General features: G+C 55.9%; 24 protein-coding genes. 7 read left to right on the forward strand and 17 right to left on the reverse strand.

All coding sequences use genetic code 11. From position 1 onward, the window contains the following. Nucleotides 1-259: 259 nt before the first annotated feature. The 3 genes from hxlB to HMPREF1207_RS12210 all read right to left on the reverse strand — a co-directional run bounded on the left by hxlB (nucleotide 260) and on the right by HMPREF1207_RS12210 (nucleotide 2,117). Nucleotides 260-817: a 6-phospho-3-hexuloisomerase gene (hxlB, locus tag HMPREF1207_RS12200; RefSeq protein WP_009675908.1), complete on the reverse strand. Its 558-nt coding sequence runs from the start codon at nucleotides 815-817 to the stop codon at nucleotides 260-262. A 6-nt stretch (nucleotides 818-823) separates the two neighbouring features. Then, nucleotides 824-1,456: a 3-hexulose-6-phosphate synthase gene (gene hxlA, locus HMPREF1207_RS12205; protein WP_009675963.1), complete on the reverse strand. Its 633-nt coding sequence runs from the start codon at nucleotides 1,454-1,456 to the stop codon at nucleotides 824-826. Nucleotides 1,457-1,754: 298 nt separating this feature from the next. Next, on the reverse strand, nucleotides 1,755-2,117 hold the full coding sequence (locus HMPREF1207_RS12210; RefSeq protein WP_009675795.1) for a winged helix-turn-helix transcriptional regulator: 363 nt from the start codon (nucleotides 2,115-2,117) through the stop codon (nucleotides 1,755-1,757). A 279-nt stretch (nucleotides 2,118-2,396) separates the two neighbouring features. On the opposite strand from HMPREF1207_RS12210, the gene HMPREF1207_RS12215 reads away from it, so the two are divergent. The 4 genes from HMPREF1207_RS12215 (at nucleotide 2,397) to HMPREF1207_RS30775 (ending at nucleotide 6,425) form a co-directional block, all read left to right on the forward strand. Continuing rightward, the gene (locus HMPREF1207_RS12215; protein WP_009675981.1) at nucleotides 2,397-3,428 is read left to right on the forward strand and encodes an LLM class flavin-dependent oxidoreductase; all 1,032 of its coding nucleotides are present in this window, start codon (nucleotides 2,397-2,399) and stop codon (nucleotides 3,426-3,428) included. Between the two features lie 286 nt (nucleotides 3,429-3,714). Further along, entirely contained in the window at nucleotides 3,715-4,920 is a 1,206-nt protein-coding gene (locus tag HMPREF1207_RS12220) for a cytochrome P450 (protein WP_009676013.1), read from the forward strand. A gap of 660 nt (nucleotides 4,921-5,580) precedes the next feature. Further along, nucleotides 5,581-6,135: an alpha/beta fold hydrolase gene (locus HMPREF1207_RS12225; RefSeq protein ID WP_009675947.1), complete on the forward strand. Its 555-nt coding sequence runs from the start codon at nucleotides 5,581-5,583 to the stop codon at nucleotides 6,133-6,135. After that, complete coding sequence (locus HMPREF1207_RS30775) at nucleotides 6,039-6,425, forward strand: alpha/beta fold hydrolase (protein WP_442950129.1); 387 nt, start codon at nucleotides 6,039-6,041, stop codon at nucleotides 6,423-6,425. The genes HMPREF1207_RS12225 and HMPREF1207_RS30775 overlap by 97 nt, the downstream gene beginning before the upstream one ends. 159 nt (nucleotides 6,426-6,584) lie before the next feature. Here HMPREF1207_RS30775 and HMPREF1207_RS12230 read toward each other — a convergent pair whose 3' ends face one another. The 4 genes from HMPREF1207_RS12230 to HMPREF1207_RS12245 form a co-directional block, all read right to left on the reverse strand. Then, a complete protein-coding gene (locus HMPREF1207_RS12230) occupies nucleotides 6,585-8,087 on the reverse strand; it encodes a DUF4179 domain-containing protein (RefSeq protein ID WP_009675948.1) in 1,503 nt (500 codons plus the stop codon). Next, nucleotides 8,084-8,653 carry an RNA polymerase sigma factor gene (locus HMPREF1207_RS12235; RefSeq protein WP_009675827.1) on the reverse strand — a complete coding sequence of 190 codons (570 nt, stop codon included), beginning with the start codon at nucleotides 8,651-8,653 and terminating at the stop codon, nucleotides 8,084-8,086. The genes HMPREF1207_RS12230 and HMPREF1207_RS12235 overlap by 4 nt, the downstream gene beginning before the upstream one ends. Before the next feature lie 67 nt (nucleotides 8,654-8,720). Further along, entirely contained in the window at nucleotides 8,721-9,599 is an 879-nt protein-coding gene (locus HMPREF1207_RS12240; protein ID WP_009675888.1) for a polysaccharide deacetylase family protein, read from the reverse strand. Between the two features lie 256 nt (nucleotides 9,600-9,855). Then, complete coding sequence (locus HMPREF1207_RS12245; RefSeq protein ID WP_009675861.1) at nucleotides 9,856-10,095, reverse strand: MarR family winged helix-turn-helix transcriptional regulator; 240 nt, start codon at nucleotides 10,093-10,095, stop codon at nucleotides 9,856-9,858. A gap of 388 nt (nucleotides 10,096-10,483) precedes the next feature. On the opposite strand from HMPREF1207_RS12245, the gene gdhA reads away from it, so the two are divergent. After that, a complete protein-coding gene (gene gdhA, locus HMPREF1207_RS12250) occupies nucleotides 10,484-11,866 on the forward strand; it encodes an NADP-specific glutamate dehydrogenase (RefSeq protein ID WP_009675836.1) in 1,383 nt (460 codons plus the stop codon). Nucleotides 11,867-12,458: 592 nt separating this feature from the next. Here gdhA and HMPREF1207_RS12260 read toward each other — a convergent pair. Then, nucleotides 12,459-13,823: an extracellular solute-binding protein gene (locus tag HMPREF1207_RS12260; RefSeq protein WP_009675966.1), complete on the reverse strand. Its 1,365-nt coding sequence runs from the start codon at nucleotides 13,821-13,823 to the stop codon at nucleotides 12,459-12,461. 701 nt (nucleotides 13,824-14,524) lie between these two features. Here HMPREF1207_RS12260 and HMPREF1207_RS12270 point away from each other — a divergent pair. Beyond that, nucleotides 14,525-16,336, forward strand: a complete 1,812-nt coding sequence (locus HMPREF1207_RS12270) for a methyl-accepting chemotaxis protein (RefSeq protein ID WP_009675775.1) — start codon at nucleotides 14,525-14,527, stop codon at nucleotides 16,334-16,336. Between the two features lie 161 nt (nucleotides 16,337-16,497). Here HMPREF1207_RS12270 and HMPREF1207_RS12275 read toward each other — a convergent pair whose 3' ends face one another. The 4 genes from HMPREF1207_RS12275 to HMPREF1207_RS12290 all read right to left on the reverse strand — a co-directional run bounded on the left by HMPREF1207_RS12275 (nucleotide 16,498) and on the right by HMPREF1207_RS12290 (nucleotide 19,703). Further along, nucleotides 16,498-16,998: a hypothetical protein gene (locus HMPREF1207_RS12275; protein WP_009675870.1), complete on the reverse strand. Its 501-nt coding sequence runs from the start codon at nucleotides 16,996-16,998 to the stop codon at nucleotides 16,498-16,500. A 161-nt stretch (nucleotides 16,999-17,159) separates the two neighbouring features. After that, complete coding sequence (locus HMPREF1207_RS12280; RefSeq protein ID WP_009675958.1) at nucleotides 17,160-17,828, reverse strand: MgtC/SapB family protein; 669 nt, start codon at nucleotides 17,826-17,828, stop codon at nucleotides 17,160-17,162. 103 nt (nucleotides 17,829-17,931) lie between these two features. Further along, nucleotides 17,932-19,239, reverse strand: a complete 1,308-nt coding sequence (locus HMPREF1207_RS12285) for a uracil/xanthine transporter (protein WP_009675793.1) — start codon at nucleotides 19,237-19,239, stop codon at nucleotides 17,932-17,934. A 2-nt stretch (nucleotides 19,240-19,241) separates the two neighbouring features. After that, on the reverse strand, nucleotides 19,242-19,703 hold the full coding sequence (locus HMPREF1207_RS12290) for a nucleoside deaminase (protein WP_009675820.1): 462 nt from the start codon (nucleotides 19,701-19,703) through the stop codon (nucleotides 19,242-19,244). 132 nt (nucleotides 19,704-19,835) lie between these two features. Here HMPREF1207_RS12290 and HMPREF1207_RS12295 point away from each other — a divergent pair, with 132 nt between their 5' ends. Then, entirely contained in the window at nucleotides 19,836-20,714 is an 879-nt protein-coding gene (locus HMPREF1207_RS12295) for a LysR family transcriptional regulator (RefSeq protein WP_009676040.1), read from the forward strand. A 1-nt stretch (nucleotide 20,715) separates the two neighbouring features. Here the strand turns inward: HMPREF1207_RS12295 and HMPREF1207_RS12300 are convergent, their stop codons facing one another. The 5 genes from HMPREF1207_RS12300 to HMPREF1207_RS12320 all read right to left on the reverse strand — a co-directional run bounded on the left by HMPREF1207_RS12300 (nucleotide 20,716) and on the right by HMPREF1207_RS12320 (nucleotide 25,381). Next, the gene (locus tag HMPREF1207_RS12300) at nucleotides 20,716-21,462 is read right to left on the reverse strand and encodes a hypothetical protein (protein WP_009676016.1); all 747 of its coding nucleotides are present in this window, start codon (nucleotides 21,460-21,462) and stop codon (nucleotides 20,716-20,718) included. A gap of 331 nt (nucleotides 21,463-21,793) precedes the next feature. Next, nucleotides 21,794-22,309 (reverse strand): hypothetical protein, encoded by a 516-nt coding sequence (locus HMPREF1207_RS12305; protein WP_009675954.1) that lies wholly within the window; start codon nucleotides 22,307-22,309, stop codon nucleotides 21,794-21,796. Between the two features lie 84 nt (nucleotides 22,310-22,393). Beyond that, nucleotides 22,394-23,386 carry an ABC transporter ATP-binding protein gene (locus HMPREF1207_RS12310; RefSeq protein WP_170318707.1) on the reverse strand — a complete coding sequence of 331 codons (993 nt, stop codon included), beginning with the start codon at nucleotides 23,384-23,386 and terminating at the stop codon, nucleotides 22,394-22,396. Nucleotides 23,387-23,478: 92 nt separating this feature from the next. Then, a complete protein-coding gene (locus tag HMPREF1207_RS12315; protein WP_009675928.1) occupies nucleotides 23,479-24,510 on the reverse strand; it encodes an ABC transporter ATP-binding protein in 1,032 nt (343 codons plus the stop codon). Nucleotides 24,511-24,535: 25 nt separating this feature from the next. Continuing rightward, nucleotides 24,536-25,381, reverse strand: a complete 846-nt coding sequence (locus tag HMPREF1207_RS12320) for an ABC transporter permease (RefSeq protein ID WP_009675862.1) — start codon at nucleotides 25,379-25,381, stop codon at nucleotides 24,536-24,538. Nucleotides 25,382-25,386 lie beyond the last annotated feature (5 nt).

Genomic DNA, 25,386 nt, shown 5'->3' on the forward strand with positions numbered 1-25,386 from the left:
TGCCCCATTCTATTTGTTGTGCTTAAAGAGGGTAATACAATCATTGTATTCTACAATGCCGGAGAAGGAAAAGACGCTGCGCTTACGTGTAAGACGGCGTTCTCGTCAGCCGGAGAATAGGGCGCCCGGCAAGAACTGTCTCCGGCGGACAGACCCCCTCCCAGACAAGCAAAAAAGCCGCTGCGCTTCCCGGAGGAAACGTAACGGCTTTCCGTTTTAAAGTTTAGCCGCTTCAGGAACAGGTCCGCTTCGTTTCAGCCTATTCCAGATTGGCATGGCGCCCGAACATCGTCTCGGACGTATACCCCTTCTTCTCCATCAGCCGGAGAATAATCGCATCGCAGAACAACAGCAGCGTCTGCTCGAAAAGGGAACCCATCGGCTGAATCGTCGGATACGGGTTGTCCGACTTGTCTTTCGGCGAGCCCGGGAGCTTAACCGCGATATCCGACACCCGGCCGAGAGCCGATTCCGGATAAATCGTGATGGCGGCGACGGAAGCGCCCAGATTTTTCGCTTTCTCCGCCATCGAGACGAGGCTCTTCGTCTCGCCTGAACCCGAGCCGACGATGAACACATCGTCCTTGGTCAGATTCGGGGTGACGGTTTCGCCGACGACGTATGCGTCGAAACCGAGGTGCATCATGCGCATGGCAAAAGCTTTCATCATCAGTCCGGAGCGGCCCGCTCCGGCCGCGAAAATTTTGCCGGCATTCAGAATGGCATCCGCCAGTTCCTCCGCTTCGCGGCTCACGACAGCTTCGGCTGTACGGTGGAGCTCCTCCCGGATCTCCGCCAAATATTGAGTCGTCTGCATAAGAGGTTACCCCTGCTTGATCAGCTGCTGCATTTCGGCCGCGGCCGCTTTGCGGTCGTCCTGTCCGGTAATGCCCCCGCCCACGATAACGAGATCCGGCTGCGCCTTAATCACTTCCGGCAGTGTGCTGAGCTTGATGCCGCCGGCGATTGCCGTTTTTGCCCGCTTAACGGCCCGTTTGATCGTTTGAAGATCTTCGAACGAATTTTTACCGACAGCCTGCAGATCATATCCGGTATGAACGCAGATGTAATCGACACCAAACGCATCGACTTCTTTCGCGCGTTCTTCCAGGTTTTTCACGCTGATCATATCGACCAGAACTTTTTTGTTCTGCTTTCTTGCTTCCTCAACGGCCCCTTTGATGCTCATATCTTCCGCCGCGCCCAGAATCGTAATGATGTCGGCGCCCGCTTCGGATGCTTTCATGACCTCATAGCCCGCCGCGTCCATGATTTTGAGATCGGCAAGAACTTTCAGATTAGGGAAAGCCTGTTTCATTTCCTTGACGGCTCTTAAGCCTTCATTGATGATAACCGGTGTTCCGATCTCAACGATATCGATGTAAGGTTCCAATTCTTTAACCAGCTCAATCCCTTCCGGGATGTTTACGAGATCCAGCGCCAATTGCAATTCCATGTATGATTCCTCCTAGGATGTCAGTTAGAACTTGTTGATTGCCATGCGCTTATTCTAGGTCTTCGGCAGCGGAAAAGAAAGTACGCACTATTAGGGAACGTAGTAACCAAAAGGATACTAATGCGCAGCAAAACCCGCCATGATTCGTTTCCGCGGAACGCAAAAAAAGCCCCTCCGAAGAGGAGCCGTCCGCCGTCAATAGGCTGATCCGCCGTATAAATCGTTCGGGACAGTTGAAAAATCGGATTTCCGACGCGCTCGTTCCAGTCCGGCATCGGCGGCCTAAACCGAATAAGAGTCAAGACTCGGTCGCTTCGGTATGCGGCGGCCCGGCCGGAGCCGTGTGCATCTTCTTCTGATGATTCGCTCCCCACTCCGACATCACGTTCAATACTTGCTTGATGGTCAGCCCGTAGGGTGTGAGTGAATACTCCACTTTGGGCGGAACCTGTTTGTACACCTTGCGGTGAATAATCTCGTCCTGTTCGAGCTCACGCAGCTGCTGGGTAAGCATTTTCTGGGTAATGTCCGGCATTTCCCGCTTTAACTCCCCGAAACGGTGTGTGCCTTCCGTCAAATGACAGAGAATGACCGGCTTCCATTTGCCCCCGACTACTTTCAGCGTCAATTCCACAGACTGTTTAAAAAGCTGATCTCCCATTGGCCTGGCTCCTTTAGTATCCTTAAAGCACCTATATCACTTAAAAGTAGGTACTTGCATCGGGTTATATGCTCTTTCATAATAACAGGTACAGTCGGTTTATTCTTTAACAATTTCATTTTCTCCATCCCGATCCGGAAACCGGGCAGCAGAAATAGATGACTTTCGCAAAAACCGGATATCGACGTTAACCCCTACCTTGGACCAAAGGCGGGGTTTCCTTATCCGGCCCGATAAGATCACTCGTTCCGACACCATTTAAACAGGAGGCTGATTCCTATGGCTGACACCAACCAACCGGCAAAAAGCATCACCCGTATCCCGCTCTCCATTCTGGATCTGGCCCCGGTCGTCCTCGGGGCAACACCGGCGGATTCGTTAAAAAATACACTCGACCTTGCCCAGCACGCCGAACAGTGGGGGTATCACCGCTACTGGCTGGCCGAGCACCACAATATGCCGGGCATCGCAAGCTCGGCGACCTCGATCGTGATCGGCCACGTCGCCGGCGGTACGAAGAAAATCCGCGTCGGTTCGGGCGGCATCATGCTGCCGAACCACGCGCCTCTGATCATCGCCGAGCAGTTCGGCACGCTGGAGTCGCTCTATCCGGGCCGCATCGACATGGGCCTCGGACGGGCGCCCGGCTCCGACCAGCTGACGGCCCGGGCTTTGCGCCGCGGTCCCGAGAGCGACGGCCAGCACTTCCCGCAGCAGCTCGAAGAGCTGCGGGGCTATTTGAACCCCGGACCCGGCGCTTCCCCGGGCCGTGTAAGAGCCGTGCCCGGCGAAGGGCTGAACATCCCGGTCTGGCTACTCGGTTCCAGCGGCTTTAGCGCGCAGCTGGCCGGCCAGCTCGGCCTTCCGTTCGCCTTCGCCAGCCACTTCGCGCCGGATTACCTGATCGCGGCGCTGGAGCTGTACCGCAGCTCCTTCCGCCCGTCCGAGGCGCTGAAGGAGCCTTATGTCATGATCGGCGTCAACGTCTTCGCCGCCGATACCGAGGAGGAGGCGCGCAGGCTGGCGACCTCCCACGAGCAGCAGTTCCTGAAGCTCATCCGCGGACAGACCGGCCTGCTCAATCCGCCGGTGGACAACATGGATGAGCTGTGGAGCCCGCACGAGAAAGCCATCGTCCGGAAGCAGCTCAGCATCACGGCCGCCGGAACGAAAGAAACCGTGCGGGAGAGACTAGACTACCTGCTGTCGGAGACGCAGGCGGACGAGCTCATCGTCACCTCGCAGATCTACGATCACGGGGCGCGTCTGCGCTCCTATGAGCTTCTGGCCGAGGCGGCCGGGGAACAATAAACCGGCCATCCCCAGCTTTGTGCGCCGCATAGGCACCGACTAACGCACCCGGTCGGCACTTTTTCGGGCTGCCGGTCAAACAATACCCGCCGCTTGCGGCGTTACGCAGCTGCATCACCCAAACCGCTGTGCCCTTTCCGGGCCGGCGGTTTTTTTTCACGTGGAACAAGGATAATCCGCTTGTCTCTCTCATATTAATTAACATTTGTTTCCTTTTAACCAAAAAAGGGTAAAAATCCAGATGGCCTGTACACCATACTTTCATTCTTATGAGGGAGGCTTTTTTATGGCGGTTAAAGAACAGCTGTTCATTCATGAAATTACCGGTTTTAGAACGAAGGACGAGTTCTGGAATCCCTATCCCTGGTACAAGAAGATGCGTGAAGAATCACCGGTATTTTACGACGAGCGGCAGGATACGTGGAATGTCTTTCTTTATGACCATGCCAAGCAAGTTCTGAGCGACTACAAACTTTTTCCCAGCAAAAGAGACCGGAGCCTGATTCCGGTTCCCCTTAGCGACAATAAGGTGAATCTGATTTTTTCCGATCCGCCGGATCACCGCAAACGCAGAGGGCTTCTCTCCAAAGCCTTTACTCCACACAGTCTGGAAGACTGGAAACCGCGGATTCAGAACATCGTGAACGAGCTTGTAGCCAACGTGGCGGAGAAGAGATCGGTCGATCTTGTTAAAGAGCTGGCTGTTCCTCTGCCCGTCACGGTCATCGCCGACCTGCTGGGAGTGCCTTCGAAAGATTGGCGGCAGATTAAAAACTGGTCGGACATTTTGTTCATGCCCCACGATTTTCAGCGTATCGAGGAGATGCAGGCCGCCAAAGCCCGCGCCAGCAAAGAGTTCGTCGAATATCTGCTTCCCATTGTCGGGCAAAAACGCACGCAGCTCCAAGACGATATCATCTCGGATCTGATTCTTGCGGAATACGAAGGGGCCTCTTTCACGGACGCCGAGGTCGCTCAAACCGCGATGGGCCTGCTCGGCGCCGGGAACGAGACCACGACCACGCTGCTGACGAACATGTTCTACAGCCTGGCCAAAGACCAGCCCGGTGCTTACGGGCAGCTGCGCGAAGACCGCAGTCTGGTGCCGCAGGCGGTTGAAGAAACGCTGCGCTACCGGTTTGCGGCTTCTCTGGACCGGAGAATCGGGGAAGACACGGACGTATTCGGTCCGAAGATGAAGAAGGACCAGTTGATCATCGCCTGGGTTTCGTCCGCCAACCGGGACGAGAACCGGTTTCCGGACGGCGAGTCGTTCGACGTGCGGCGTAAGGACATCAAGCACCTTACGTTCGGCAGCGGCCAGCATTTCTGCCTGGGGGCTCCGCTCGCAAGGATGGAAGCGGTAAAGGCGCTGGAAACATTCGTGGAACGGTTCTCGGATTACTCGATACCGGACGACTTCCGGCCGCAGGACCATTTGCCTCCGAACAACCATAATCTGAATTCGCTGCCTGTCGTTGTCGAAGAGTAAGCAGCCGGAGGGACGGCGACTTGTCCGGCTTGCGTAAATGGTGGGAGTGATAGGCTCCTTACAGCTTTTCAGCTTTGTATACCGCCCGCCCTTCTTGCCCGCCCGGTGTGCCGCTCTTATTGCTCTCGCCCTGAAGTTCTGGTAAAATATGCTTATCTTATAAAGAACGGAGGGTTATGTGTGGGAACAGTTAATTTCGATCGACTTTACGCAGCTAACTAAATAGCGCTTAAAGGCCCTGCCCTGTGCAGGGTGATCGGGATTGGTCTGCCTGCTTCATAACCCAATTAGCCATAGGCTAAAGAGGGCGGGACTTCTCCGCCCTCTTTTTCTATGCCCTCCGCCTAATGCAAGCCCGTCATGGCTTGCATTAGGCCCCCTTCGATGCTCCGGTAACGGAACGGCTTATCCGCCGCATGTTTCTTGCCCTCGCATCGTTCGTTCGCTGAACGCTTTCACTGCAAGACCCGCTTCTGCCTCCCGGTATTTTGACCGGGTGGAGCGGAAGTCTCCTGCGGCGTGACAAGCTGTTCTATAGCGAGGGGGAATTTACGCATACACGCGCATGGACATGCGGGGCACTCGCATTCCTTTCCGGTCACCCGAACACAGGCAGCGCCTGTGTTTTTATTTTTTTATATGAATCGGAGGGTGTATAACATGAGTGAACGAATGATACGCGTCAAAGATATGGAATTGTGCACGGAAAGTTTCGGCAATCCCGCACACCCGGCAGTCCTGCTCATTATGGGGGCAACGGCTTCCATGCTCTGGTGGGAAGAAGATTTCTGCAGGCTGCTGGCTGAGAAAGGCTTCTTAGTGATCCGCTACGATAACCGCGACACCGGGCGCTCCGTAAGCTATGAACCCGGCCAGCCCGGGTATACGTTCGAGGACATGGCGGACGATGCCATCGCCGTTCTGGACGCCTACGAGGTGGAAAAAGCCCATTTCGCGGGTATGTCCATGGGAGGCATGCTCATCCAGATCATTGCCCTCAGGCATCCTCATCGCGTACAGGGCATCTCGCTTCTGAGCACGATGTATTTCGGTCCGGGATGGGAAGAACTGCCCCCGATGGAAGCGAAAGTGGAGCTTTCTTCAATTCCATGGGAGAGATGGACGGGTCCGATCCGCAAACGCTCCTTCGGAACGCCGTTGACAAATGGCGCATCCTTGCCGGGTCCAAGCATCTGTTTGACGAGGAAAGGGTAACCGCCCTGGCCGAGAGAGACATTGCGAGGGCCCTTCACTACGCGAGCTCTTTCAATCACAGCTATGTGACAGGCGGAGAAGCCTATCTGGGCCGGAGTGCCGAGATCCAGGCGCCCACCCTTGTGATTCACGGGACAGAAGACCCCATCATCCCTTACGGACACGGAAAAGCGCTGAGCGACTCCATTCCGGGCGCGGAGCTGTTAACGCTCCAGGGTACCGGGCACGAGCTTCCGCGAGCCGACTGGCCGGCCATTATCGGCGGTATCGCCAAGTATGCCGCTTTGTAGCATTTAACGCCAAAAAAGCCTTCGGAGCCGCTTCTCCAAGCGGTTCCGAAGGCTTTCTTTTGCAATGCGGTCTCCTAGACGCGGGAACACGGTTCGTCCCACCGGCACCTCGGCTCCTTCTCACCGCTGGCGCATCGCATCTCTGCGGAGAACCCGCTCTTACGGCTGCAAGTCGATCGGCAGATCCTGATTCACGATCACTTCCGCGTTGGAGCGGACAAGCGAGAGCCCGTAGCTGTCTTTTTTCTCCGCCAGCAGGTACACGTTGAACGAGGAGCTTTGCTCGTTGTCCTCCAATTTTCCGTAGCCGGGAATACCCAAGCCTTCGCGGATAGACTCCTCCTGCCGCATAAACTCGTCATACTCATCAACCGACTTCTCCGGCAGTTTTTCCCCGATAAAGCGGGTTTCTTTTTCCAACTTTTTGTCCAGTGTGCCTTTTCTGACTTTCAGTTGAAGGTAGCCCTCTTTGTGGTACTCCGCACCCTCTATGACGATATCCTGATTTTTGAAAGTAACTGTTTTCGGGAACTTCTCGTTCATAGAGAGCTTAAATGCCACTTCGGGCTTCTGCTCCGTCACCGTGACTTTGCCGATGTGCAGAACCAATTTCCGCACGTCCTTGTCGAAGAACACCGAGGTGGAGAACGGAAGCTGCAGGTAGCCGTCCTTCAGCACAAGTCCCGGACCGGAGGGATCGTAGGGGTACACGCTGCCCTTATCGTCTTTGAGATAAGGCGCTCCCTCTTCATCCTCCCTCGGGAAATCGTATCCCCAGCCTTCACGGCCTTTAAGAATAACATTCATGGTGGTCGGCTGAATGGTGAGTTTATCCACTTTCAGCTCCTTCCAATCCCTATCTTTCACGGCTGCGGCTATTTCCGGCCGGAACACTTTGTTGTGCAAAATTTTACTGGAATCGAAGGGAACCCCGATTTTCCCGATTTCGTCTATATCCGTTTTACGGAGCGCCGGGTCGGACGTATGTTTTTGCACAGTGAATTGAAGCTCGCTGCCGTAATCAAGAAGCCCTCCTGCCGAATCTTCCCCAGGCGAAAGCTGAAACTTGTACGTCTCCTGCCGAACCGGCTTGTTTCCTTCCGTCGTAACGGAGGCGGATGTCCTCGAACCTCCGGCAGGCAAATCGCGGGGAGTTACCCAAATATCCATGTTCCGGTCTTCGTCGGATACATCGAACTCATCGGTGCGGACGAACACTTTGTAGATCAGCTCTTCTTCCGTCAAATAAATATCGCCGATCGTAATCGTCGTGCCTCCGAACTGCTTCGTCACGGGCTCGATAGGCGAATAGCCGTTGTCGATCGCGTTCTGGACGCCGTCCTTCTTCCGCACATCCGTTAGCCAGTCCACCGCGATCTGGAAACCGGGTACTCCTTTGACGAAGGAAGCGAACGCGGGGGACATTTTCACGCCGAAGGAGAAAACAAGCACCAGCACCGCAGCCGCGGCGCTTCCCGCAGCGACACGCCGGTATCGGCGGGGCCTTACGGAAGGAACCTGCCCGGGGGCGGGCGTGTGCTCCAGCTCCCCGGCGTCGAATTTTTCCGGCAGCTCGCCCGCAAACTGATAGAGCGATTCGGGCACGGCGATATTGTCAAACGACTTGTCCAAAGCCTGCTTCAAACCATGATCGCTCTTCATATCATTATCTCCTTTGTTTGCGGTCTCGTAAGATGGAGATCCCGGCTGAGCTTCAAACGGGCATGATAAAGTCTGGATTTCACCGTTCCCGCCTTCAATCCCAGCATTTCGGCGATTTCTTCGATACTCAGCTCCTGAAAGTAATACAGCACGATGACCATCCGCTGCTGGAGCTTTAGAGCCAGAACCGCTTCGATCACCCGCTGCGAATTTTCCTTGCGGAGCAAGTCTTCCAGAGGGGATGAACCCTGATCGGGGATCATCAGGTCGTCAATGTCCAGGCTTTGCCTGTAATTTTGTTCTTTCCGGGCGACATCGATCGAGCGGTTGGCTACCACCCGGCTGAACCATCCTTGAAAACGCCGGATCTCCCTGCCGCTCATAATCGTCGAATACGCTTCTATCAATGTATTTTGTACGGCCTCTTCCGCCAGCTGTTTAGAGCCCAGAATGGCTAAAGCGGACCGGTATGACTTCGCGATCAGGGGATTGACCAAGGCACGGAATGCGTCCTTGTCTCCCTGCCGGATGGCTTCCAGCTGCTGCTGCTCGGTTTCCAGTTCCATGCTGACACTCCTTCCACACTCTCTCTATCTACTGGCGTAAGAAGTCCGGCTGCGGTTCAAAAAAAGCTCAAAAAACTTTTTTCAGCATGCTCCACAAGGCGTCTGCCGTTATATAAGGCTCTCCGGCGTTTATTCGGCGGACAATCTCGCTGCCCGGCTGATTAATCCCGTCCTCAATCGAGAAAAAGAGCTCGATCCCCGCCCGCCGGCCCTCTACCGCGACAGCGTCCGTATAAGCCCCGTAAGGGAAGGCCAGCAGACGGCGGTGCTTGCCCGTTTCGTCATCCAGTCTCTTTTCCAGAAAAGCGATGTCGCTTCGAATCCTTTTCCGATATTCTCCGTCAATCTCGTTACGCTTCTTCTGCTCCAAGAACATCCGGGCGGTGAGCGCCGGGGTCATCAGGTCCGTTTCATCTTCCGGAATTTTCCGGTGAAGATCGTAGGTGTGATTATAGATGCCCATGCCCGCTTCTTTCAGCTCGCGGATCTGATTCCAGTTCAAATGCGGATCGGCGTTGGGATTAAACAGGTCCGAGGAAATTCCAACGATAAAATTGGAAGCCGTCACGCCGTGTTTTTTCAAAATCGGCAGCGCCTCGGTATAGAAGGATTCGTACCCGTCGTCGAAGGTCAGAACAACGGCATTGGGCGGCAATTTCCCGCCTTCCCGCATAAACTGTACAAACTGTTCCATCGGAACGATATGAAATCCCCGGTCCCTCAGCATCTCCATATGCTCCTCAAATTGCTCGGGAGTTACGGTTGAAGGCAGATCCTTACGGTTACCGGCCGTTTTGCGGATATCATGGTACAGCAGAACGATGGCTTTATTTTCGTAATAAACCGGCCCTGCCGCATTCTCCCGTCCATTCGGGTCCCATCCAAGCGTAAAAATCAGAAGAACCCCGAAAAAAATGCCGCAGGCTGCCAAAACTATATTTTTCATTCCTATGCTAACCTCTCATACTCCGTATTAAGCGCGCTACACTATAGTCGCAAGCGAACGGCTCCGGGTTCAAATCCGATGAATACAGCACAAAAAAATCCCTCCTGACGGCGCGTATGCAACCTTCCGGTCAGCACCATGTCTTAAGAAGGGACTCATCGGATCTATTCGTTTATCGATCTCGCCGTTTGTTCGCGGGCGGGCAGTTTCTTCCGGCTCTATTATAGCAGGTTTAGCGGACAGGAAGCCTTTTGAATCACTTCTTTTCCCAGTCCGCGAGAGAATGATTCAGTTTCTCCAATGTTTCTTCCAGCCGGGAAAGCTCCCCTTCGGGCCAGCTCCCCAAAATTTCCGAATTCGCCCCGATGCCCGCTTTAGGGACTTTTCTGAAAACTTCCCTGCCGCGGGGAGTAATTTCAATCAGGCTTGTCCGGCCGTTCCTCTGGTCGGGGGACCGTTTTTCCCCCGCGGAAGCGAAAAAATCAGCGGCTTCCACTCTTCTCGCGGAGGTGAAAAAATCGGCGCTTCTCGGAGCTTATCAAAATTTGTTCACAATTTTACTCGTGCTCGGCATCATTATGCCGCTGGCCTCCTTCGGTAAGGCACTGACCGGAAAAAGACGCTCGCTTGTCCAAAAAGAACAGTCCCCAAAAGCTCGGCCCGCGCAGAATCCGCCCCCTGTTCCGGCCCTTCCGCAGCCCTCGACAGAGCATATCCGACGCTAAAATCGTACATTAAACATCCAGTGGTCAATTAAAATTCGGATTTTGCTATCGACCTTTTTTATCGCCCTATAAAGCATTTTTTATGGAAATATGGTTGCTCTCCCATTAAAAACATGTAATAGTATTAGAAAATTACACCTAACAAGGCTGGTGAAGTGAATGGGAGTATCGCTTGGAGGCAAGGCCGTAAACGAAGTGGCGGCAAAAACGTATATTGAAGAAGTTTATCAGACTGTTTTACAGCGTAATTCGAATCAATATGAATTCCAGCAAGCCGTTAAGGAAATCGTGGAATCGCTCGTTCCCGTTTTTGCTAAAAACCCGCATTACATGAAAGCCGGCATTCTCGAAAGACTCGTCGAGCCGGAGAGGCTCGTTTCGTTCCGTGTTCCCTGGGTGGACGATCAAGGCAATGTTCGGGTAAACCGCGGTTTCCGCGTCCAGTTCAACAGCGCCATCGGGCCTTACAAAGGCGGACTCCGGTTCCATCCTTCCGTAAACGAGAGCATCATCAAATTTCTCGGCTTCGAGCAAATTTTCAAAAATTCCCTGACCGGTCTGCCGATCGGCGGCGGTAAAGGCGGATCGGATTTCGATCCCAAAGGCAAATCCGACGGGGAAGTCATGCGCTTCACGCAAAGCTTCATGACGGAGCTTTCTAGATATATCGGTCAGGATACGGACGTTCCGGCCGGAGATATCGGTGTCGGAGCCCGCGAAATCGGGTACATGTTCGGACAGTACAAGCGGATCCGCGGCGGCTTCGAAGCGGGCGTCCTGACCGGCAAAGGCGTCGTTTACGGCGGCAGCTTGGCCCGTCCGGAAGCGACCGGCTACGGCACCGTCTACTTCGTGCACGAGATGCTGCAGGCCAAGGGCCTGAGCTTTGAGGGAAGCACCGTCGTCGTATCCGGCTCCGGCAACGTGGCGATCTACGCCATGCAGAAAGCCCAGCAGTTCGGTGCGAAAGTGGTGGCCTGCAGCGATTCCGGCGGCTATATCTATGATCCGAACGGAATCAATGTGGAGACGGTCCGTCAGCTGAAGGAAGTCGAAAGAAAACGGATCAGCGAGTACACCCTTCTCCATCCCGGCTCCTTCTATCATGAAGGCTGCGACAAGATCTGGACGATTCCGTGCGATATCGCCCTCCCATGCGCGACGCAGAACGAAATCAACATCACGTCCGCTAAAACTCTTATCGGCAACGGGGTAAAAGCTATCGGGGAAGGCGCGAATATGCCGACGACGCTTGACGCCATCGACGCGTTCCTGCAGGCAGGCGTTCTCTTCGGCCCGGCCAAAGCGGCCAACGCCGGAGGCGTGGCGGTTTCCGCGCTGGAAATGTCGCAGAACAGCATGCGCCAATCCTGGACGTTCGAAGAGGTGGATGCGAAGCTCCATCAGATTATGAAGAACATTTACCAGGCTTCGATTCAGGCGGCCGCCGAGTACGACCACGCGGACAACCTTGTCGTGGGCGCGAATATCGCGGGCTTCAAGAAAGTGGCCGACGCCATGATCGCCCAAGGCATCATTTAATCTTCCATACGCCCGGACATATACACGAAAAGCCTCACCGCCTTTAAGGCCGGTGGGGCTTTTTTTTCTTACAAAACAATCTGGCCGCCCATCGTATCAGCGAGCGCCTTGCAGCCCTAAACCGGCAAAGAGACGGGAAGCTACTACCTCAACAGCCACAGCAGTCCCGCCGTCGCCGCGAATAGGACCACCATCGTCAGTATGCTTTTCAACGTCTTGTTGATTTTCCGGGAAAACGGGTTTCCCCAGCGGCAGAACCGCCTCCCCGTCCGGCTGCCGGCGAGCGGCGCGCCGGAATCGGCCGCCAGAGGGGCTGCAGGGGCCTCTGGCGGCCCGCCTCCCCCCTGCAGCATCTTCCCGGCTGTTTCGCCTGTTTCGGCGGCACTGACGGGATCCTGCGGGCTCCGGAGAGCGCTCCGTTTTCTTCCGGTTCGCTCTCTGCCTTTTTCATCCCGAATTCCGTAATCCGGTAGAGGTTGTCAACCAGGAGACCCCGTACTTCAGAGGCAATTTCATTCTACTACACCTTAAAAGACTTGCGGGTACAACCTTCCCCTGCGTGTTGCCGGAAATCCGCACGGAGTCGCCCGGCTTACTTGCCGAGACGTTGAATCACTGATTCGGGCTGCTCCAGATTGGACCAGAACAGCTTCAATTCGCTGCGCAGTCTGTCCAGCTCTTCAATCGTGATGTTCAGCTCTTCATAGCCGCCGAACGTCGGAACGATTTCACGGTACATATGGTAACGTGAGGGCCTGTATAACGCCTCCGCCCCTTCCCATTCCGCCGCGGACTTGGAAGCCGGGATGCTAAGCGTATTCCGCCGGACAGACAGCTGCGCCGCCTCCGAACAGAGGAAGTCGACCAGCATGCCCGCCGCTTCTTTCTGCCTGGACGCCCGGTTAACGGCAAGTCCCGTCACAAGCAGCAGCGTCTTAGCCCTGTCCGTGTAGGGCAAAGGGGCGAGATCGTACTCGAACGGCAGGTCATTTAAATACTTCAATCCGTAGTAGGTCGTCATGATCATCGCCGTTTTCTGCTGGGCGAACAGCTTCTCCGCATCGGCGTCGCCTTCGGACAAGAAGGAGGGAACCGGCCCCTGAGTATGGATGAGATCCCGGAAAGTCTCCAGGCTCTCCCACAGCAGCGGATCGTCGAACCGGCAGCCGTTTTCCGTGCGCCGGAACTTAAACCCGTTCTGCAGCAGGAAGACCGGAAACCGGTTGGTGGATGCGATATGCGCGTAGAAGCCGGAAATGCCCCGCTCCTCCTTGATCCGCACAGAAACTTCCGAAAGCCGGTCCCAAGACCAGCTGCTGTCCGGCTCGGGAAGCCGGAGCCGCCGGAACAGCGTTTTGTTATAGCAGAGGATGACCGGCGAGAACAGCATGGGCTGGGCAGCCTGCTTTCCGCTGCGGACAAATACGTCCGGCAGAAAAGAATAATGAGCCGGATTCGGCGGCCGGGGCTCGAACAGGTCGAGCGCATCACGGTCCGCCATCTCAAGAAAGTTCCAATTATTGAGGGACATGACATCCAGCCAGCCGCTGCTCAGATAGCCCCGGACCGAATCGGGATAATTCGTATAGGGCAGCGCCGCCGTCTCTACCTGAATATGCGGGTGCTGGAGCTGAAACTGCCGCAAAAGCTCCTGCAGCCCGGTTTCGCTGTCCAGCGAGGGATAGCAGCCGATCCTGACGGTGACGGCGTGCTCCGCGTCCGGCTTAATAATCCGGTTGCCCACCCGGGGCACCTTCTCGATCAGCCCTTCGGACACCAGGATATCCAGCGCCTTGCGGACGGATTTTTTGCTCAGCAGATACTGATCGGCCAAAGCCAGTTCAGAAGGCAGGTAATCGCCCGCAGGCCGGATAGAAGATAAAATCTCTTTGCGGAGGGTTCCGACCATTTCCTCGAACCGGGTTTGAAACGTGATGCGGTCTGGCTTATTGCTCATGGTAAATCTCCTCGTTCCAGAACTGACAGGGATAATTTAACAATAGTATACCATAAGGCGGCTCCAACTTGATCTTTTTGTAGCCCACACGGTTCTCAGTTTCACCTCTTCCGGACAAGCCGTCCCTCTCCCAAGACCTTTCTATAGATACCACACATGATTTTTGCGCCAGTATGCCTTTAAAGCTGGACATTTCTTTCCACTGACGAAATTTTTTATGAAATCCTTCTTTTCATATCGAAATTGAGAGGATGGTGTAATTTTTTGTCGAAATACGAAAACAAAATGTAAACTGCATTTTAAAAGATTACATTTCATGTAATGGCCATACATGAGTCTCTTCAAAGGAGCGATGCAAAAAAAGACCTGACCTTTTACTGCCGAGCCACCCATTAACCCGCAAAAGAGTCGGCCGAGTCGGCTGCCAGCTTGCCGAACGCTCGAAGGAGATCGGCGCCTTCTCCAAAACACGGAATGCCGCAGCAGCCGAGGAACAACTGGCCGCGATGAAAGAAGTCGAGGCAGTAATGTATACGCTTACAGTTGTCTCATAATCTCCAGGAACTCTAGCTGAATTTCAAGTTATGAGCAGCAACGGAATGCTGAAAATTCCGGCTTTCTTTTCAGGCAGCGCCTGCTTGCAATTTTATTTCGCACTATACAGGGAAATTTAAAAGGATATCGTTAAGGGAGGCACATCTATGAAGGGTTTAAACCGGCTGCGCAGCGTGCAGGGAAAATTGTTTATCATTATAGCCGCGGCTCTGCTGCTGCCCGCGTCTCTGCTCGGTTATCTCACGTACAAACAGACCGAATTCGTCAACTACACGGCAGTAACCGGCAAAAAAGAAGAGTTGGAAAAACTGTCTCCCCGCTTCGCCAAAATGTTCTCCGAAGCGGAGAAGCTTGTACTGGAAGCAGCCGCCAAGCCCGAAATGCAGCTTGATAAATACGCCTTCCCTGAACCCAAGCGGACCGACTACCAGAATATGCAGAAAGTGAACGATGTCCGTCAAAACGACTTTTACGTGAACTTTTTCCCTACCCTGCTCGATCAGAGCTATTATTTGAGCATGTTCTACTCGACGGTCAAAGGCCAGTCCTACATCTACCCCAAGGTCCCCCTTGAAGTGGATCTTACCAATTTCGACACGAGGGAGCGCGGCTGGTACAAAGCGGCCATCGCCAACCCCGATAAGGTAAACTGGACCGAACCTTACCTGGACGCCGTGAACACCAGCATCTCGACCATGACGCTGTCCAAAGCCGTCAAGGACGCAAGCGGCAACGTCATCGGCGTCATCGGGCTTGATTTCGGCTTGAACGCCATGGCCGGCGTGATGCGCGACAATATCAAGATCCAGACCCTCTGGATTCTCGGCATCACTTTTGTTATCGGCATGACGGGCCTCTACCTGTTTGTACGCCAGTTTGCCGCCCGGATTAAGGCGCTGCGCAGCGGGATGCACAAACTGGAGGCCGGCGATTTCACGCATAAGGTGAAACTGAAGGGACAAGACGAGATCGCCGATCTCGCCAGAAGCTTCAACGACATGGCCCTTTCCCTGGCCGGGCTGATCCGGCAGGTATCGGTTTCGGCGCACACCGTGACGGAGGTTGCCGGTGAAGTGTTCCAGCAGACGAAGTCGTTCTCCGGCTCTTCGCTGGAGGTCACCCGGTCCGTCGAGGAAATCGCCACCGGGGCGGGCGAGCAGGCGGCCGTAGCCGAGCAGAACAGCCAGATGGTGAACGACATCGACTCGCTGATGCTCCGGCTCCGGGAAGATACCGGAGAGACGGTAGCCATTGCGCAGGATACGGAAGAACTGAGCGCGGCCGGGCTCCGGCAGCTCGATTCTCTGCAGGATCTTGCGGCGGAAGGAACCCGGAAGAACGAGCATACCTACGCCATCGTTCACGCGCTTAAAACGAAGTCCGAGGAAATCGGCCATATCATCCGGATTATCCGGGAAATCGCTTCGCAAACCAACCTGCTTGCGCTGAATGCCTCCATCGAGGCTGCCCGGGCCGGCGAACACGGCTCAGGCTTTGCGGTGGTCGCCCACGAGGTGAAGAAGCTGGCCCAGCAGTCGGAGCAGTCCGCCGACATTATCAATTCCATCGTCATGGACATTCAGCAGGAAATCGGCAGCACGCTCTCTTCTTTCTCCCAATATAACGAGCTGATGAGCCAGCAGAATCAGTCCCTGGAATATACGAAGGTTGCTTTTGCCGGCATCTCGGACGCGGTCGAAAGAACCACTTCCCGGATACAAGTGATGTCCCGGAGCATCGATAAGATTACGGCGATAAAGGACGGCATGCTGAATTCCATCTCCAACCTTTCCGCGATCAGCCAGCAGACTGCGGCCGGAACCGAGGAGGTTGCCGCCACGATGGAAGAGCAGCGGACGGCCGTCGTCGCCCTGACCGACATGTCCGATCAGCTTAAAGCGACGGCCCAGCATCTAATCGGCGAGACCAAGAGGTTCAAGCTGGAGCCGGACAGCTAACCGGAGCCATCCCGCTTTATGTAACCGGATAAAGCCGGCCCGTTCATCCGTCCAGCAAGCCCGTTTGCGCCCGGAATAGGGGGCTGATCCGGAAACAAATCACCCCTGTGCCGAAGCGCTAACGCTCCGTACAGGGGTGATTTGTTTTTACCGAAGGCCTCTCAATAGTAAGTAACCTCGCTCCGGGTCCCGAGCGGAATCATTTCATAGAGGTAGCGCTGAACCCTCTCTTTGACCGCATCGGTGACGGGAATCGAAGCCCGGGCCACAAAATGGACGGTGCCCGTGACGGAGTCGTACCGGCTGAACGTAAAGCGGATGCTCATCGTGAACAAATCGTTCAGCGCCGCCGCAATGCGGTACTGGTTGGATTCCCGGGCTACCGCCGCTTTCCAGATCCTCTCCGGCAGTTCCTGGATGCGGGCCTGGGGAATACTGTCCGTCTTGAGCTGGTCGTAAGGTTTTACTTTAAAACAAACATGAGGAAGCAAATAACTCGAAGCGAATTCTTTTAGATTGGCCATATCTTCGGCAGTCAGAAGCAGTTCTTCGTTCCACGCGTAGATGACCGCCGTATTTTTACCGTCTGTATGAACACGGACATATCTCAAATGAGGATAGCGCTGCTGAATCAACTGCTCGGCTAATAATCGGGTTCCCACCAGCCTCACCTCGGCGAAAAAGTTTGGATATCCACTCTGCGAACGGTTGCAAAACTTTCCGGTGCTGCTGCTCCGGTTATACAGTATATGCAGTGCGGGCTTTCCGCGTTCAAGCGAAATACCGCCCTCCATGAAGGAGGACGGTATTCGGTAATGCGTTCTTACTGAACCTCGATGGTAAGAAGGCCCGGAACCTCGCGAGTCAGGCTCAGCAGTTCCTCCATGCGGTACGATTCGGGCAGCCTTACGGTGATCTCCAGAACTATTTCGTCCGTTTCCTTGGTTGCATTGTCCATCGTGAAGCTGAGCACCTTGATGCCTCTGCCTCGGATGGCCGCCAGCATGTTCTCCAAAGCATCCGGCTCGTTGGCCAGACGCATAAACAAGTGCTCGCTTTTCGGAGCCGCAAGCCAGTTGAACCGGCCGTGCAGCACCTTCTGCGCAGCCAGGATCAGCAGCGTGACGCCGATTCCGAGCCCGTACATGCCAGAACCGACGGCCATCCCCACCCCGGCCGTAGCCCAGATGCCGGCAGCGGTCGTAAGCCCCTTCACCGTCTGCTTCTGCATGAAGATCATGCCGGCACCCAGGAAGCCGACTCCGCTGACCACCTGCGCAGCCACACGGGAAGGGTCTAACCCGAGATTGGGCCAGTCCAGCTGGTCCTGGAAGCCGTATTTGGAAATCGTCATCATAAGCGCCGCACCCACGGCCACAACAAAATGAGTCCGGATCCCCGCTTCCTTGGAGCGGCTTTTCCGCTCGTAGCCGATAAGCGCTCCGCATATCCCGGCGACAAGCACCCTCAACAAGTAATCGAATTGAACCATATTCTCACTCCCTGCCGTGTCTTTCAATTATAAGACCGCCCTGTCCGGTTTGTTATCTATTACCCGATTGCGGCCGTTTGATCTCCAGCTTATGCAGGATCTTTTAATCGTAACCCTTTTCCTTCGCGATATCCAGCTTTGTCCAGTTTATGCAAGTTTCCAGGAACAGAGACATCAAGATCCCCACCACCAGACCGTTGCCCGCAAGCGGACGGATATAAACGGGCAGCGCCGAGAATACAACGGAGGGCGTGTTCATGATGCTGACACCGAGCAGAATAGGCAAGGCCAGCCGGTAAATGGTTTTGGAATTGAATCTTGTTCCCTCCACCGAACGGACGGCCGTACCGAACATTTGCAGATAAGCGACGAAAAGAACCGCGCTACCGACACTGACCGGCAGACCGGAAAACCATCCTCCGAGAGGCGGGATAAGCCCCAGCACGAGAAAAAGCCCGCCGCCGATAGCGAGAGCCTGGCGGTGCAGGATCTTCATGCTCTCCAGCAGCCCCATCGAAGAGGTGAAGGTGCCGAACGGGATCAGGCCGAATACCGGCGTCAACAGGGTCATCAGGCCGGTGATCAGGAACGAGCGGCGGTACTGGCTCTCCGTGGCGGCTTCGCCGTACAGCTTTTCCGCGGCTTTTAAAGACGTCACTGTGTTGGACATATTGATGAAACCGACGATGAAAGAAGCCGCCATGATCCCGGCATCCACCCGGAGGCTCCCCCATGGAAAAAGCCCCTGTACGGCCGCAGCGTGGTCCGGCATACTGCCGGGAGCCTGGAAGGTGAGCCCGTAAGCGGCCCAGCCCAGCAGAATGCCGAAGAGCATGGCAAAGTTGCTTACCCATCCGCGCCCCTTCAAATAAAGCACCGCGACAAATAGCGCGATCAGCACCGACAGAAGGGCTACCGGCGGATTCATCCGCCCGTCCTCCCCGACGCCGAGCATGCCTGTGAAGAAGCTGGCCATAAGCTGGGCGGACAGAAGGAACAGAGAGACGCTGATGACGACCGGGTTAAACAGCCTGCGCATAATACGCGCGAAACCGAGCAGCCCGAGGACGGCCATCATCAGGCCGGACAGGAGGTACCCGGCGGCAAGTCCCCCGCCGACCGCCTTCATATCCGCGCCGCTTGCGGCAGCCGCTGTGGCGATGCTGAGCGTGAAGCCCCACCAGACGCCGGCCGGACCGTCCATCAGGGCGAACCGGTGGCCCCAGTACGCTTGGAGCATGCAGGCGGCACCGGTCAGCACAAAGGACACCTGCAGAGAGAAGGCGATCTGACCTGGCGGCAGCTGGAAGACGTGCCCCAGTGTGAGCGGTACCACAATCGTGTTCATCAGAATGAAAAACATCCATTGGAGACCCGCCAGACCGATCTTGGGCGTTAATGTCACTCGCATGTTCAGGCCTGGCTTTCTTTCCAGACCGCGTAGGGATGATCCGGACAATCCGGCTCCACGCGGACAAGCTGGACGACTCTTTTCTCGGGAGCAAGCGCCAGTTGATCGTAAACGAATTTCGTACTCATTCCGATTCGCGAAGCTTCCTCTTCCGTATACGCATAATACACGGCCTTGAATTTGGCCCAGTAGACGGCGGACAGGCACATCGGGCAGGGCTCGCCGCTGGCATACAGCTCACAGTCGGATAAATCCGGCTGCCGGAGCACACGGCTTGCTTCCCGTATGGCCTGGATTTCGGCATGTGCGGTAGGATCGTGCGTTTCCAGCACATCGTTCACGCCTTCGGCGATAATCCGGCCGTCTTTTACAATAACGGCCCCGAACGGCTTGCCCTTTTTTTCACGGGTATTCGTGCATGCAAGCTCTACGGCCCGCTTTATAAAAACATCAGTAGAATCCATCGGATAGTTCCCTCTTTCCATGATTCGGATTTAACGCGGCATTTCCATGGTATCATGATGGGAAGTATATAAATAATATCAATAAAATTTGTTTCCTATATGATTTTCATATGGAAAAAGGAGACGATTAGGTTGGATCTGAAACAACTTCATTATTTCAAAGCCATCGCGGAAGAAGGACAGATTACGGCCGCCGCCAAAAAACTTCATATCGCCCAGCCTCCGCTCAGCCAGCAGCTGAAAGCGATGGAAGAAACGCTCGGCGCCGCTTTATTCCGCAGAGAGGGCCGAAGAATGCTGCTCACCGAAGAAGGCCGGACCTTGTACAAACATGCGGTCAAAATCATCTCTTCCATGGAAGAAGCGCAAGAAGAGATTCATGCCGTCCGGAGCGGCTGGTCGGGCAAGCTCTGCATCGGGGTCAATACACTGTCCGACGATCTGCTCCCCCGTATATTGGGCGAATTCAGGCAGAACTATCCCCGGTTTACGTTCAAAATCCATCAGAACGAATCGTCGCTCCTCTGCCGGCTGCTCAAAGAACAGGCCATCGATTTGGCCATTGTTCGCATGCCGCTTCCCCTGCCGCTGCAGGATTTTACGGTGCATTATGTGCGTTCGGAGCGTTACTGCTTCGTAACGGCGGCCGACGACATGCGGGCGCAGAGCCCCATCACGTTCGAGCAGATCCGCGAGTATCCGCTGATTATTCCGAGTACGGAGGGGCTGGGGCTTCATCATATGATCCACGAAGAATTCGCGAAAAGGCGGCTCGAACCCGACATCGTGTGCGAATGTTCCGACATGTCCACCCTGCTCCAGCTCGTTTCTTCGGGACTCGGAGCCGGAATCGTGCCGGAAACTGTGCCGAAGCTGCATCCGGGCCCGCTCCTTCGGTATATTCCCCTCGAAGGCGACATCCTTCCGGCGCAATCGGCCTTGATCGGCCTGAGGGACGGGTGGCTTTCGCGGGCGTCCCGGTCGTTTATCGACGCTTACCGGAACTGGTAATCTACGCGCGTCCGAACTTCTCCTCCAGCCGCCGCTTCATGGCTTCCCGGTGTTCGGCGAACTGCTTGCGGCGGTGACCGTTCGCCCCGGAAGGATGCGGAAACCCGTGCAAAATACCGCACTCCCCGAGCAATCCTTCCTCTTCCATCCGCTGCAGCAGGCCTTCTACCGTCTTTCCAAGCGGAATAATCAGCGCCCCGGGCTGCCGCTCCACTTCTTCCTTCGTGAAGGCGAAGGCCGTTTCCCGCAGAAATTCATTGGATAGAAGAGGCGGCTGCGCGCCCGTGTAGTTTTTTCCCTGTACGAAAACGGGGTACCGCAGCAGAGAAGTCGTATGCAGCACGGAGCCGATGCCTTGCGTGAACAGCTCCTCGCTCGAAGCCAATCCCAGATAGCGGTGCAGCTCAAGCCCGTCCAGCATCGAAATCAGGTTGCGCCGCATGCTTCCCGAGAACCTTGCCGCTTCCTTCGCCTTTCGGACGATTTCGTCGTCCGGCAGTCCTTGGAGCAGACCGGCCCTTGCCGTTTCGAAGGCCGTTTTCATTTGGGTCCAGCCCGGCGTAATCCCCACGATCACGACTTGGGCGGCCGGGCGGACAAATTCGTTGTGAGGCGCGTAATACATGGCCAGCCGGCCGCTTCTCTTCATCAGAAAGTCGTCCGTGAGCAGGTCTTCTTTGGTAAGCGGGTCCGCCGGCAGTGAAAGAATAGCGGGCTTGTACGTATGGAACTCACTTGTCGGCAGCATGTCAGGCTGGCCTCCTTTCTATTGGGGGTGAACCAAATGTTACGCGATTCCCCTTTTCAGTGATCCGGACTTTACGTGATCCACCCTTTACGGTGAATCGGCCCGATCGGCCCGTTACGTTATTTCGGCTTTACGCACGGTTTGCTACGGGTATTGCTAGTTTATGCCAAGGAGAACCTGTGACTCTAAGAGGGATAGGTTCAAGCCGCTTGTTTCGGATAAGCAATGTAACGCTTCTGCCTTCTCCGTATGCTTTACTCTTTTGCGCCCGCTCGCATCAATAAAAGGCTGGAACCCCGCGTAAAGCACGGTTCCAGCCTTTACTTGTGTGTCAGTCCCTCTCGAGCAAAAATTTAAGAAGAAGCGAATAAGTGCCGTTTTGTCCCGGTGCGGAGAGTGCCGGAGCATCCCCACTCGCCGATGCCTGGTCCGCCTGCCCTTCCGCCTGTAGCGGCACCTCCCGCAGGAGCCAGTTTGAAGCCAGAGAACCGCGGAGCAGCTCCGCCTCGTCCACCGTCAGCGAGAGTCCGTCGATCCGGCCTACGGACGCGGTGAAATCCGTTTCGGCTTCCCGGCCGAGCCGTTCTTTGAGCCACGCATGGAGCCCGCCGAGGGTATTGAATTTCATCCGGTAGCCGTTTCGGATGCCTTCGGCAATCTGTTCTCCGTGCGCCTCCCCGTAAACGAAAAAATCTTCGTAATCGGAATCGCTGCCGGATACTTCCTGTAAAGGCTTTACATCTCCGGACGCCGCACTGGCCAGCAGCACCTCGTCGGAAAGGCCTAACCGGCGCACACGCTCCAGTAATACAGCCGTTTTTTGCGAAAATCTTGCCTCTTTCTCCATAAGAAACACCTCTATTCGTAAGCTGTCGCTGTTTCTGCCTGCCGCATCATCGTCTATTCTTATCTCAGTTTATAGAAAACTCCGCTACTCATGCAAGTGGCAGGCCGCGTAATGCCCGGGGGCGATCTCCCGCAGCTCCGGCTCCTGCACCGCGCAGCGGCCTATCGCAAACGGACAGCGGGAGCGGAATTTGCATCCCGTTATCGACTCCAGCGGACTCGGCAGGTCCCCCTGAAGAATACGGCCGCCTGCCGGCGCGGCCTTCGGATCGGGAACCGGTATCGCGGAGAGCAGCGCCTTCGTATAAGGATGGGCCGGGCTCGTGTACAGTTCCTCGCTCGGGGCGACCTCCACCAGCTTGCCCAGGTACATCACGCCGATGCGGGTGGAAATATGCCGCACCATCGATAAATCATGGGCGATGAACAAGTAGGTCAGCCCGAACTCATCCTGAAGCTCTTCCAGCATATTGACCACCTGTGCCTGCACCGACACGTCAAGCGCCGAAATCGGCTCATCGCACAGCACAAATTCCGGGCTGGCCGCCAGCGATCTGGCGATGCTGATCCGCTGCCGCTGGCCTCCGCTGAATTCGTGAGGGTAGCGGTCGGCATGCTCGCTCTTCAGGCCGACCTTGGCCAGCAGCTCAAGCACACGCTCACGCCGCTCCGCGCGTGAAAAGGCGCTGTGGATCTCCAGCGGCTCGGAAATCAGCTGGAGGACGTTCATCCCCGGATTCAGCGAGGAATACGGGTCCTGGAAAATGGCCTGCATCCGCTTCCGGTAAGGCTTTAGCTCCTTCTCGGTCATAGCGGCCATATCGCGGCCGTCGTAGCGGATCTCGCCGGAAGTGACGTCGTGCAGCCGGATGATGCAGCGGCCTGTCGTGGACTTGCCGCAGCCGGATTCTCCGACAAGTCCGAACGTTTCGCCGCGGTGAATGCGGAAGCTGACGTCGTCGACCGCTCTCAGTTCCCGGGTGGTACGCCCGAACAAAGATCGGGACGCCGGGAAATATTTCTTGAGCCCCTGGACGTCGATCAACACGTCCCGGTTTTTGTCCGGGGAACCGGGCACCTCATCCTTCACTGCCGCTCCGGTCGCCCCCCGGTCCTTGCCCTTTAACGCAGCAAGACTCGCATCAGGGGCCGTTGTATGGCGCTCTTGGCTCACGAGTCTCCCTCCTTTCGCTTCGTGTCGGCCGCCTGCGGCGCGCTCCCGCTATCGCGGCTGCCGGGCATTTCCGCCAGCCAGCACAGCGATCGGTGTCCCGGCTGCGCTTCGTAATACGGCGGGAGCCGCAGACACTTCTCCATCGCATGGGGACAGCGCTCCATAAACGGGCAGCCCGGGGGCGGATCGAGCAGATTCGGCGGCGTGCCCTCGATAGGCACGAGCTTCTCCCGGGAACCGCCGCCCGTCTTCGGGATGGACCGCAGCAAACCCTGCGTGTACGGATGCCGTGGAGTCTCGAAAATAGCTTCCACAGGTCCCTCTTCCATCACGAGCCCGCCATACATGACAACGACCCGGGTGCAGACCTGCGCGACCACGCCCAGATCGTGAGTAATGAGCAGAACGGACGTCCCTGTCGTATCGCACAGGTTCTTCATTAAATCCAGAATCTGAGCCTGGATTGTGACGTCCAGCGCAGTGGTCGGCTCATCGGCGATCAGCAGCTCGGGCCGGCAGGAAATCGCCATCGCGATCATCACACGCTGCCGCATCCCCCCGCTGAATTCGTGCGGGTACTGGTCGATTCTCTTCTCCGGCGACGGAATGCCGACCTCCCGGAGCAGTTCTATCGCCCGTAGGCGGGCCGCCTTGCGGCCGAGCTTCTGATGGCGGCGGATCACTTCGGTGAGCTGCGCCCCGACTTTGACAACGGGATTGAGCGAGGTCATCGGGTCCTGGAAAATCATCGCCACCCGGTTGCCGCGGAGCTTCCTCAGCTCTTCTTCCGGCAGCCGCAGCGTATCCGTCCCCTGAAGCGTCACCTCGCCGCCCACGATCTTGCCCGGGGGCTGAATCAGACGGATCAGGGACTTGGCCGCCACGCTTTTGCCGCTTCCCGATTCGCCTACAATGCCGACCATCTCGCCTTTCTCTACCGTAAAGCTTACGCCCCGGACAGACTGTACCTCGCCTTCCCGGGTGAAGAACGAGGTTTTTAAATCACGAACCGATAATAAGGAAGCCATTCATCTCCACTCCGTTGCTGAAAAATTAGCGCCGGTTCACCTTCGGTTCGAACGCCGAACGGAACACATCACCCAGGTAATTGAAGCTAAGAACTGTCGTCAGAATGAATAAACCGGGAAACAAGGCCAGATAGGGATTTTCACCCAAATAGCCCTTGGCGTTGTTTAGCATGCTGCCCCAGGAGGCATACGGCGGTCTTACGCCGAGCCCGAGAAAGCTCAAAGCGGACTCCATCATAATCGTACCCGCTATTGAAATCGTGGCGGCCACGATAATGGTCGGGACAATGCTCGGAATAATATGCCGGGCGATAATCCGGAAGGTGCTCTGCCCGGACACACGGGCATACAGCACATATTCCCTTTCCTTGACGGAAATGGTCTCCGCACGCACAATCCGGGAGATGTACATCCAGCTGAGCAGGCCGATAATCAGAATGATGGTCAGAATACTCGGCTTTAAATAGGCGTTCAGAATAAGCATCAGGAAAAAGGACGGTATGGACAGCAGAATATCGACGCCGCGCATAATCAAACTGTCCGTTTTGCCGCCGAAATACCCGCTGATCGTGCCTACGGCCGTCCCGATAATGACGGACAAGATCATTGACAGGAAGCCGACGCTGAGCGAAACCCGGCCGCCGTACAAGGCCCGCGCGAAATAATCGCGGCCGTTGTCATCCGTCCCGAACCAATGCTCGGCGCTCGGAGGCTGCAAGCGCTCCGTCAGATGAATGGCATTGGGGTCATGCGGAACGGCGAAAGCGAATACCGCCGCCAGCGCGTACAGCGCGAGCAGGATCAGCGCCGCGAGGCCCGACTTCTGCCGGAGCAGCTGCGCCTTAAGCAGGCGCCATCTCATGGAGTTCATTTCGT

It is taken from the genome of Paenibacillus sp. HGH0039 (assembly GCF_000411255.1).
Lineage (GTDB): Bacteria > Bacillota > Bacilli > Paenibacillales > NBRC-103111 > Paenibacillus_F.

What these genes read in the sequence shown, in the direction of transcription:
- HMPREF1207_RS12320 (WP_009675862.1), bottom strand. Translation starts at nt 25,381, where the DNA reads ATGAACTCCATGAGATGGCGCCTGCTTAAGGCGCAGCTGCTCCGGCAG.
- gdhA (WP_009675836.1), top strand. Translation starts at nt 10,484, where the DNA reads ATGGGAGTATCGCTTGGAGGCAAGGCCGTAAACGAAGTGGCGGCAAAA.
- HMPREF1207_RS12215 (WP_009675981.1), top strand. Translation starts at nt 2,397, where the DNA reads ATGGCTGACACCAACCAACCGGCAAAAAGCATCACCCGTATCCCGCTC.
- HMPREF1207_RS12280 (WP_009675958.1), bottom strand. Translation starts at nt 17,828, where the DNA reads ATGGTTCAATTCGATTACTTGTTGAGGGTGCTTGTCGCCGGGATATGC.
- HMPREF1207_RS30775 (WP_442950129.1), top strand. Translation starts at nt 6,039, where the DNA reads ATGGACGGGTCCGATCCGCAAACGCTCCTTCGGAACGCCGTTGACAAA.
- HMPREF1207_RS12210 (WP_009675795.1), bottom strand. Translation starts at nt 2,117, where the DNA reads ATGGGAGATCAGCTTTTTAAACAGTCTGTGGAATTGACGCTGAAAGTA.
- HMPREF1207_RS12315 (WP_009675928.1), bottom strand. Translation starts at nt 24,510, where the DNA reads ATGGCTTCCTTATTATCGGTTCGTGATTTAAAAACCTCGTTCTTCACC.
- hxlA (WP_009675963.1), bottom strand. Translation starts at nt 1,456, where the DNA reads ATGGAATTGCAATTGGCGCTGGATCTCGTAAACATCCCGGAAGGGATT.
- HMPREF1207_RS12225 (WP_009675947.1), top strand. Translation starts at nt 5,581, where the DNA reads ATGAGTGAACGAATGATACGCGTCAAAGATATGGAATTGTGCACGGAA.
- HMPREF1207_RS12305 (WP_009675954.1), bottom strand. Translation starts at nt 22,309, where the DNA reads ATGGAGAAAGAGGCAAGATTTTCGCAAAAAACGGCTGTATTACTGGAG.
- hxlB (WP_009675908.1), bottom strand. Translation starts at nt 817, where the DNA reads ATGCAGACGACTCAATATTTGGCGGAGATCCGGGAGGAGCTCCACCGT.
- HMPREF1207_RS12235 (WP_009675827.1), bottom strand. Translation starts at nt 8,653, where the DNA reads ATGGAACTGGAAACCGAGCAGCAGCAGCTGGAAGCCATCCGGCAGGGA.
- HMPREF1207_RS12230 (WP_009675948.1), bottom strand. Translation starts at nt 8,087, where the DNA reads ATGAAGAGCGATCATGGTTTGAAGCAGGCTTTGGACAAGTCGTTTGAC.
- HMPREF1207_RS12270 (WP_009675775.1), top strand. Translation starts at nt 14,525, where the DNA reads ATGAAGGGTTTAAACCGGCTGCGCAGCGTGCAGGGAAAATTGTTTATC.
- HMPREF1207_RS12260 (WP_009675966.1), bottom strand. Translation starts at nt 13,823, where the DNA reads ATGAGCAATAAGCCAGACCGCATCACGTTTCAAACCCGGTTCGAGGAA.
- HMPREF1207_RS12220 (WP_009676013.1), top strand. Translation starts at nt 3,715, where the DNA reads ATGGCGGTTAAAGAACAGCTGTTCATTCATGAAATTACCGGTTTTAGA.
- HMPREF1207_RS12300 (WP_009676016.1), bottom strand. Translation starts at nt 21,462, where the DNA reads ATGCTGCCGACAAGTGAGTTCCATACGTACAAGCCCGCTATTCTTTCA.
- HMPREF1207_RS12285 (WP_009675793.1), bottom strand. Translation starts at nt 19,239, where the DNA reads ATGCGAGTGACATTAACGCCCAAGATCGGTCTGGCGGGTCTCCAATGG.
- HMPREF1207_RS12290 (WP_009675820.1), bottom strand. Translation starts at nt 19,703, where the DNA reads ATGGATTCTACTGATGTTTTTATAAAGCGGGCCGTAGAGCTTGCATGC.
- HMPREF1207_RS12240 (WP_009675888.1), bottom strand. Translation starts at nt 9,599, where the DNA reads ATGAAAAATATAGTTTTGGCAGCCTGCGGCATTTTTTTCGGGGTTCTT.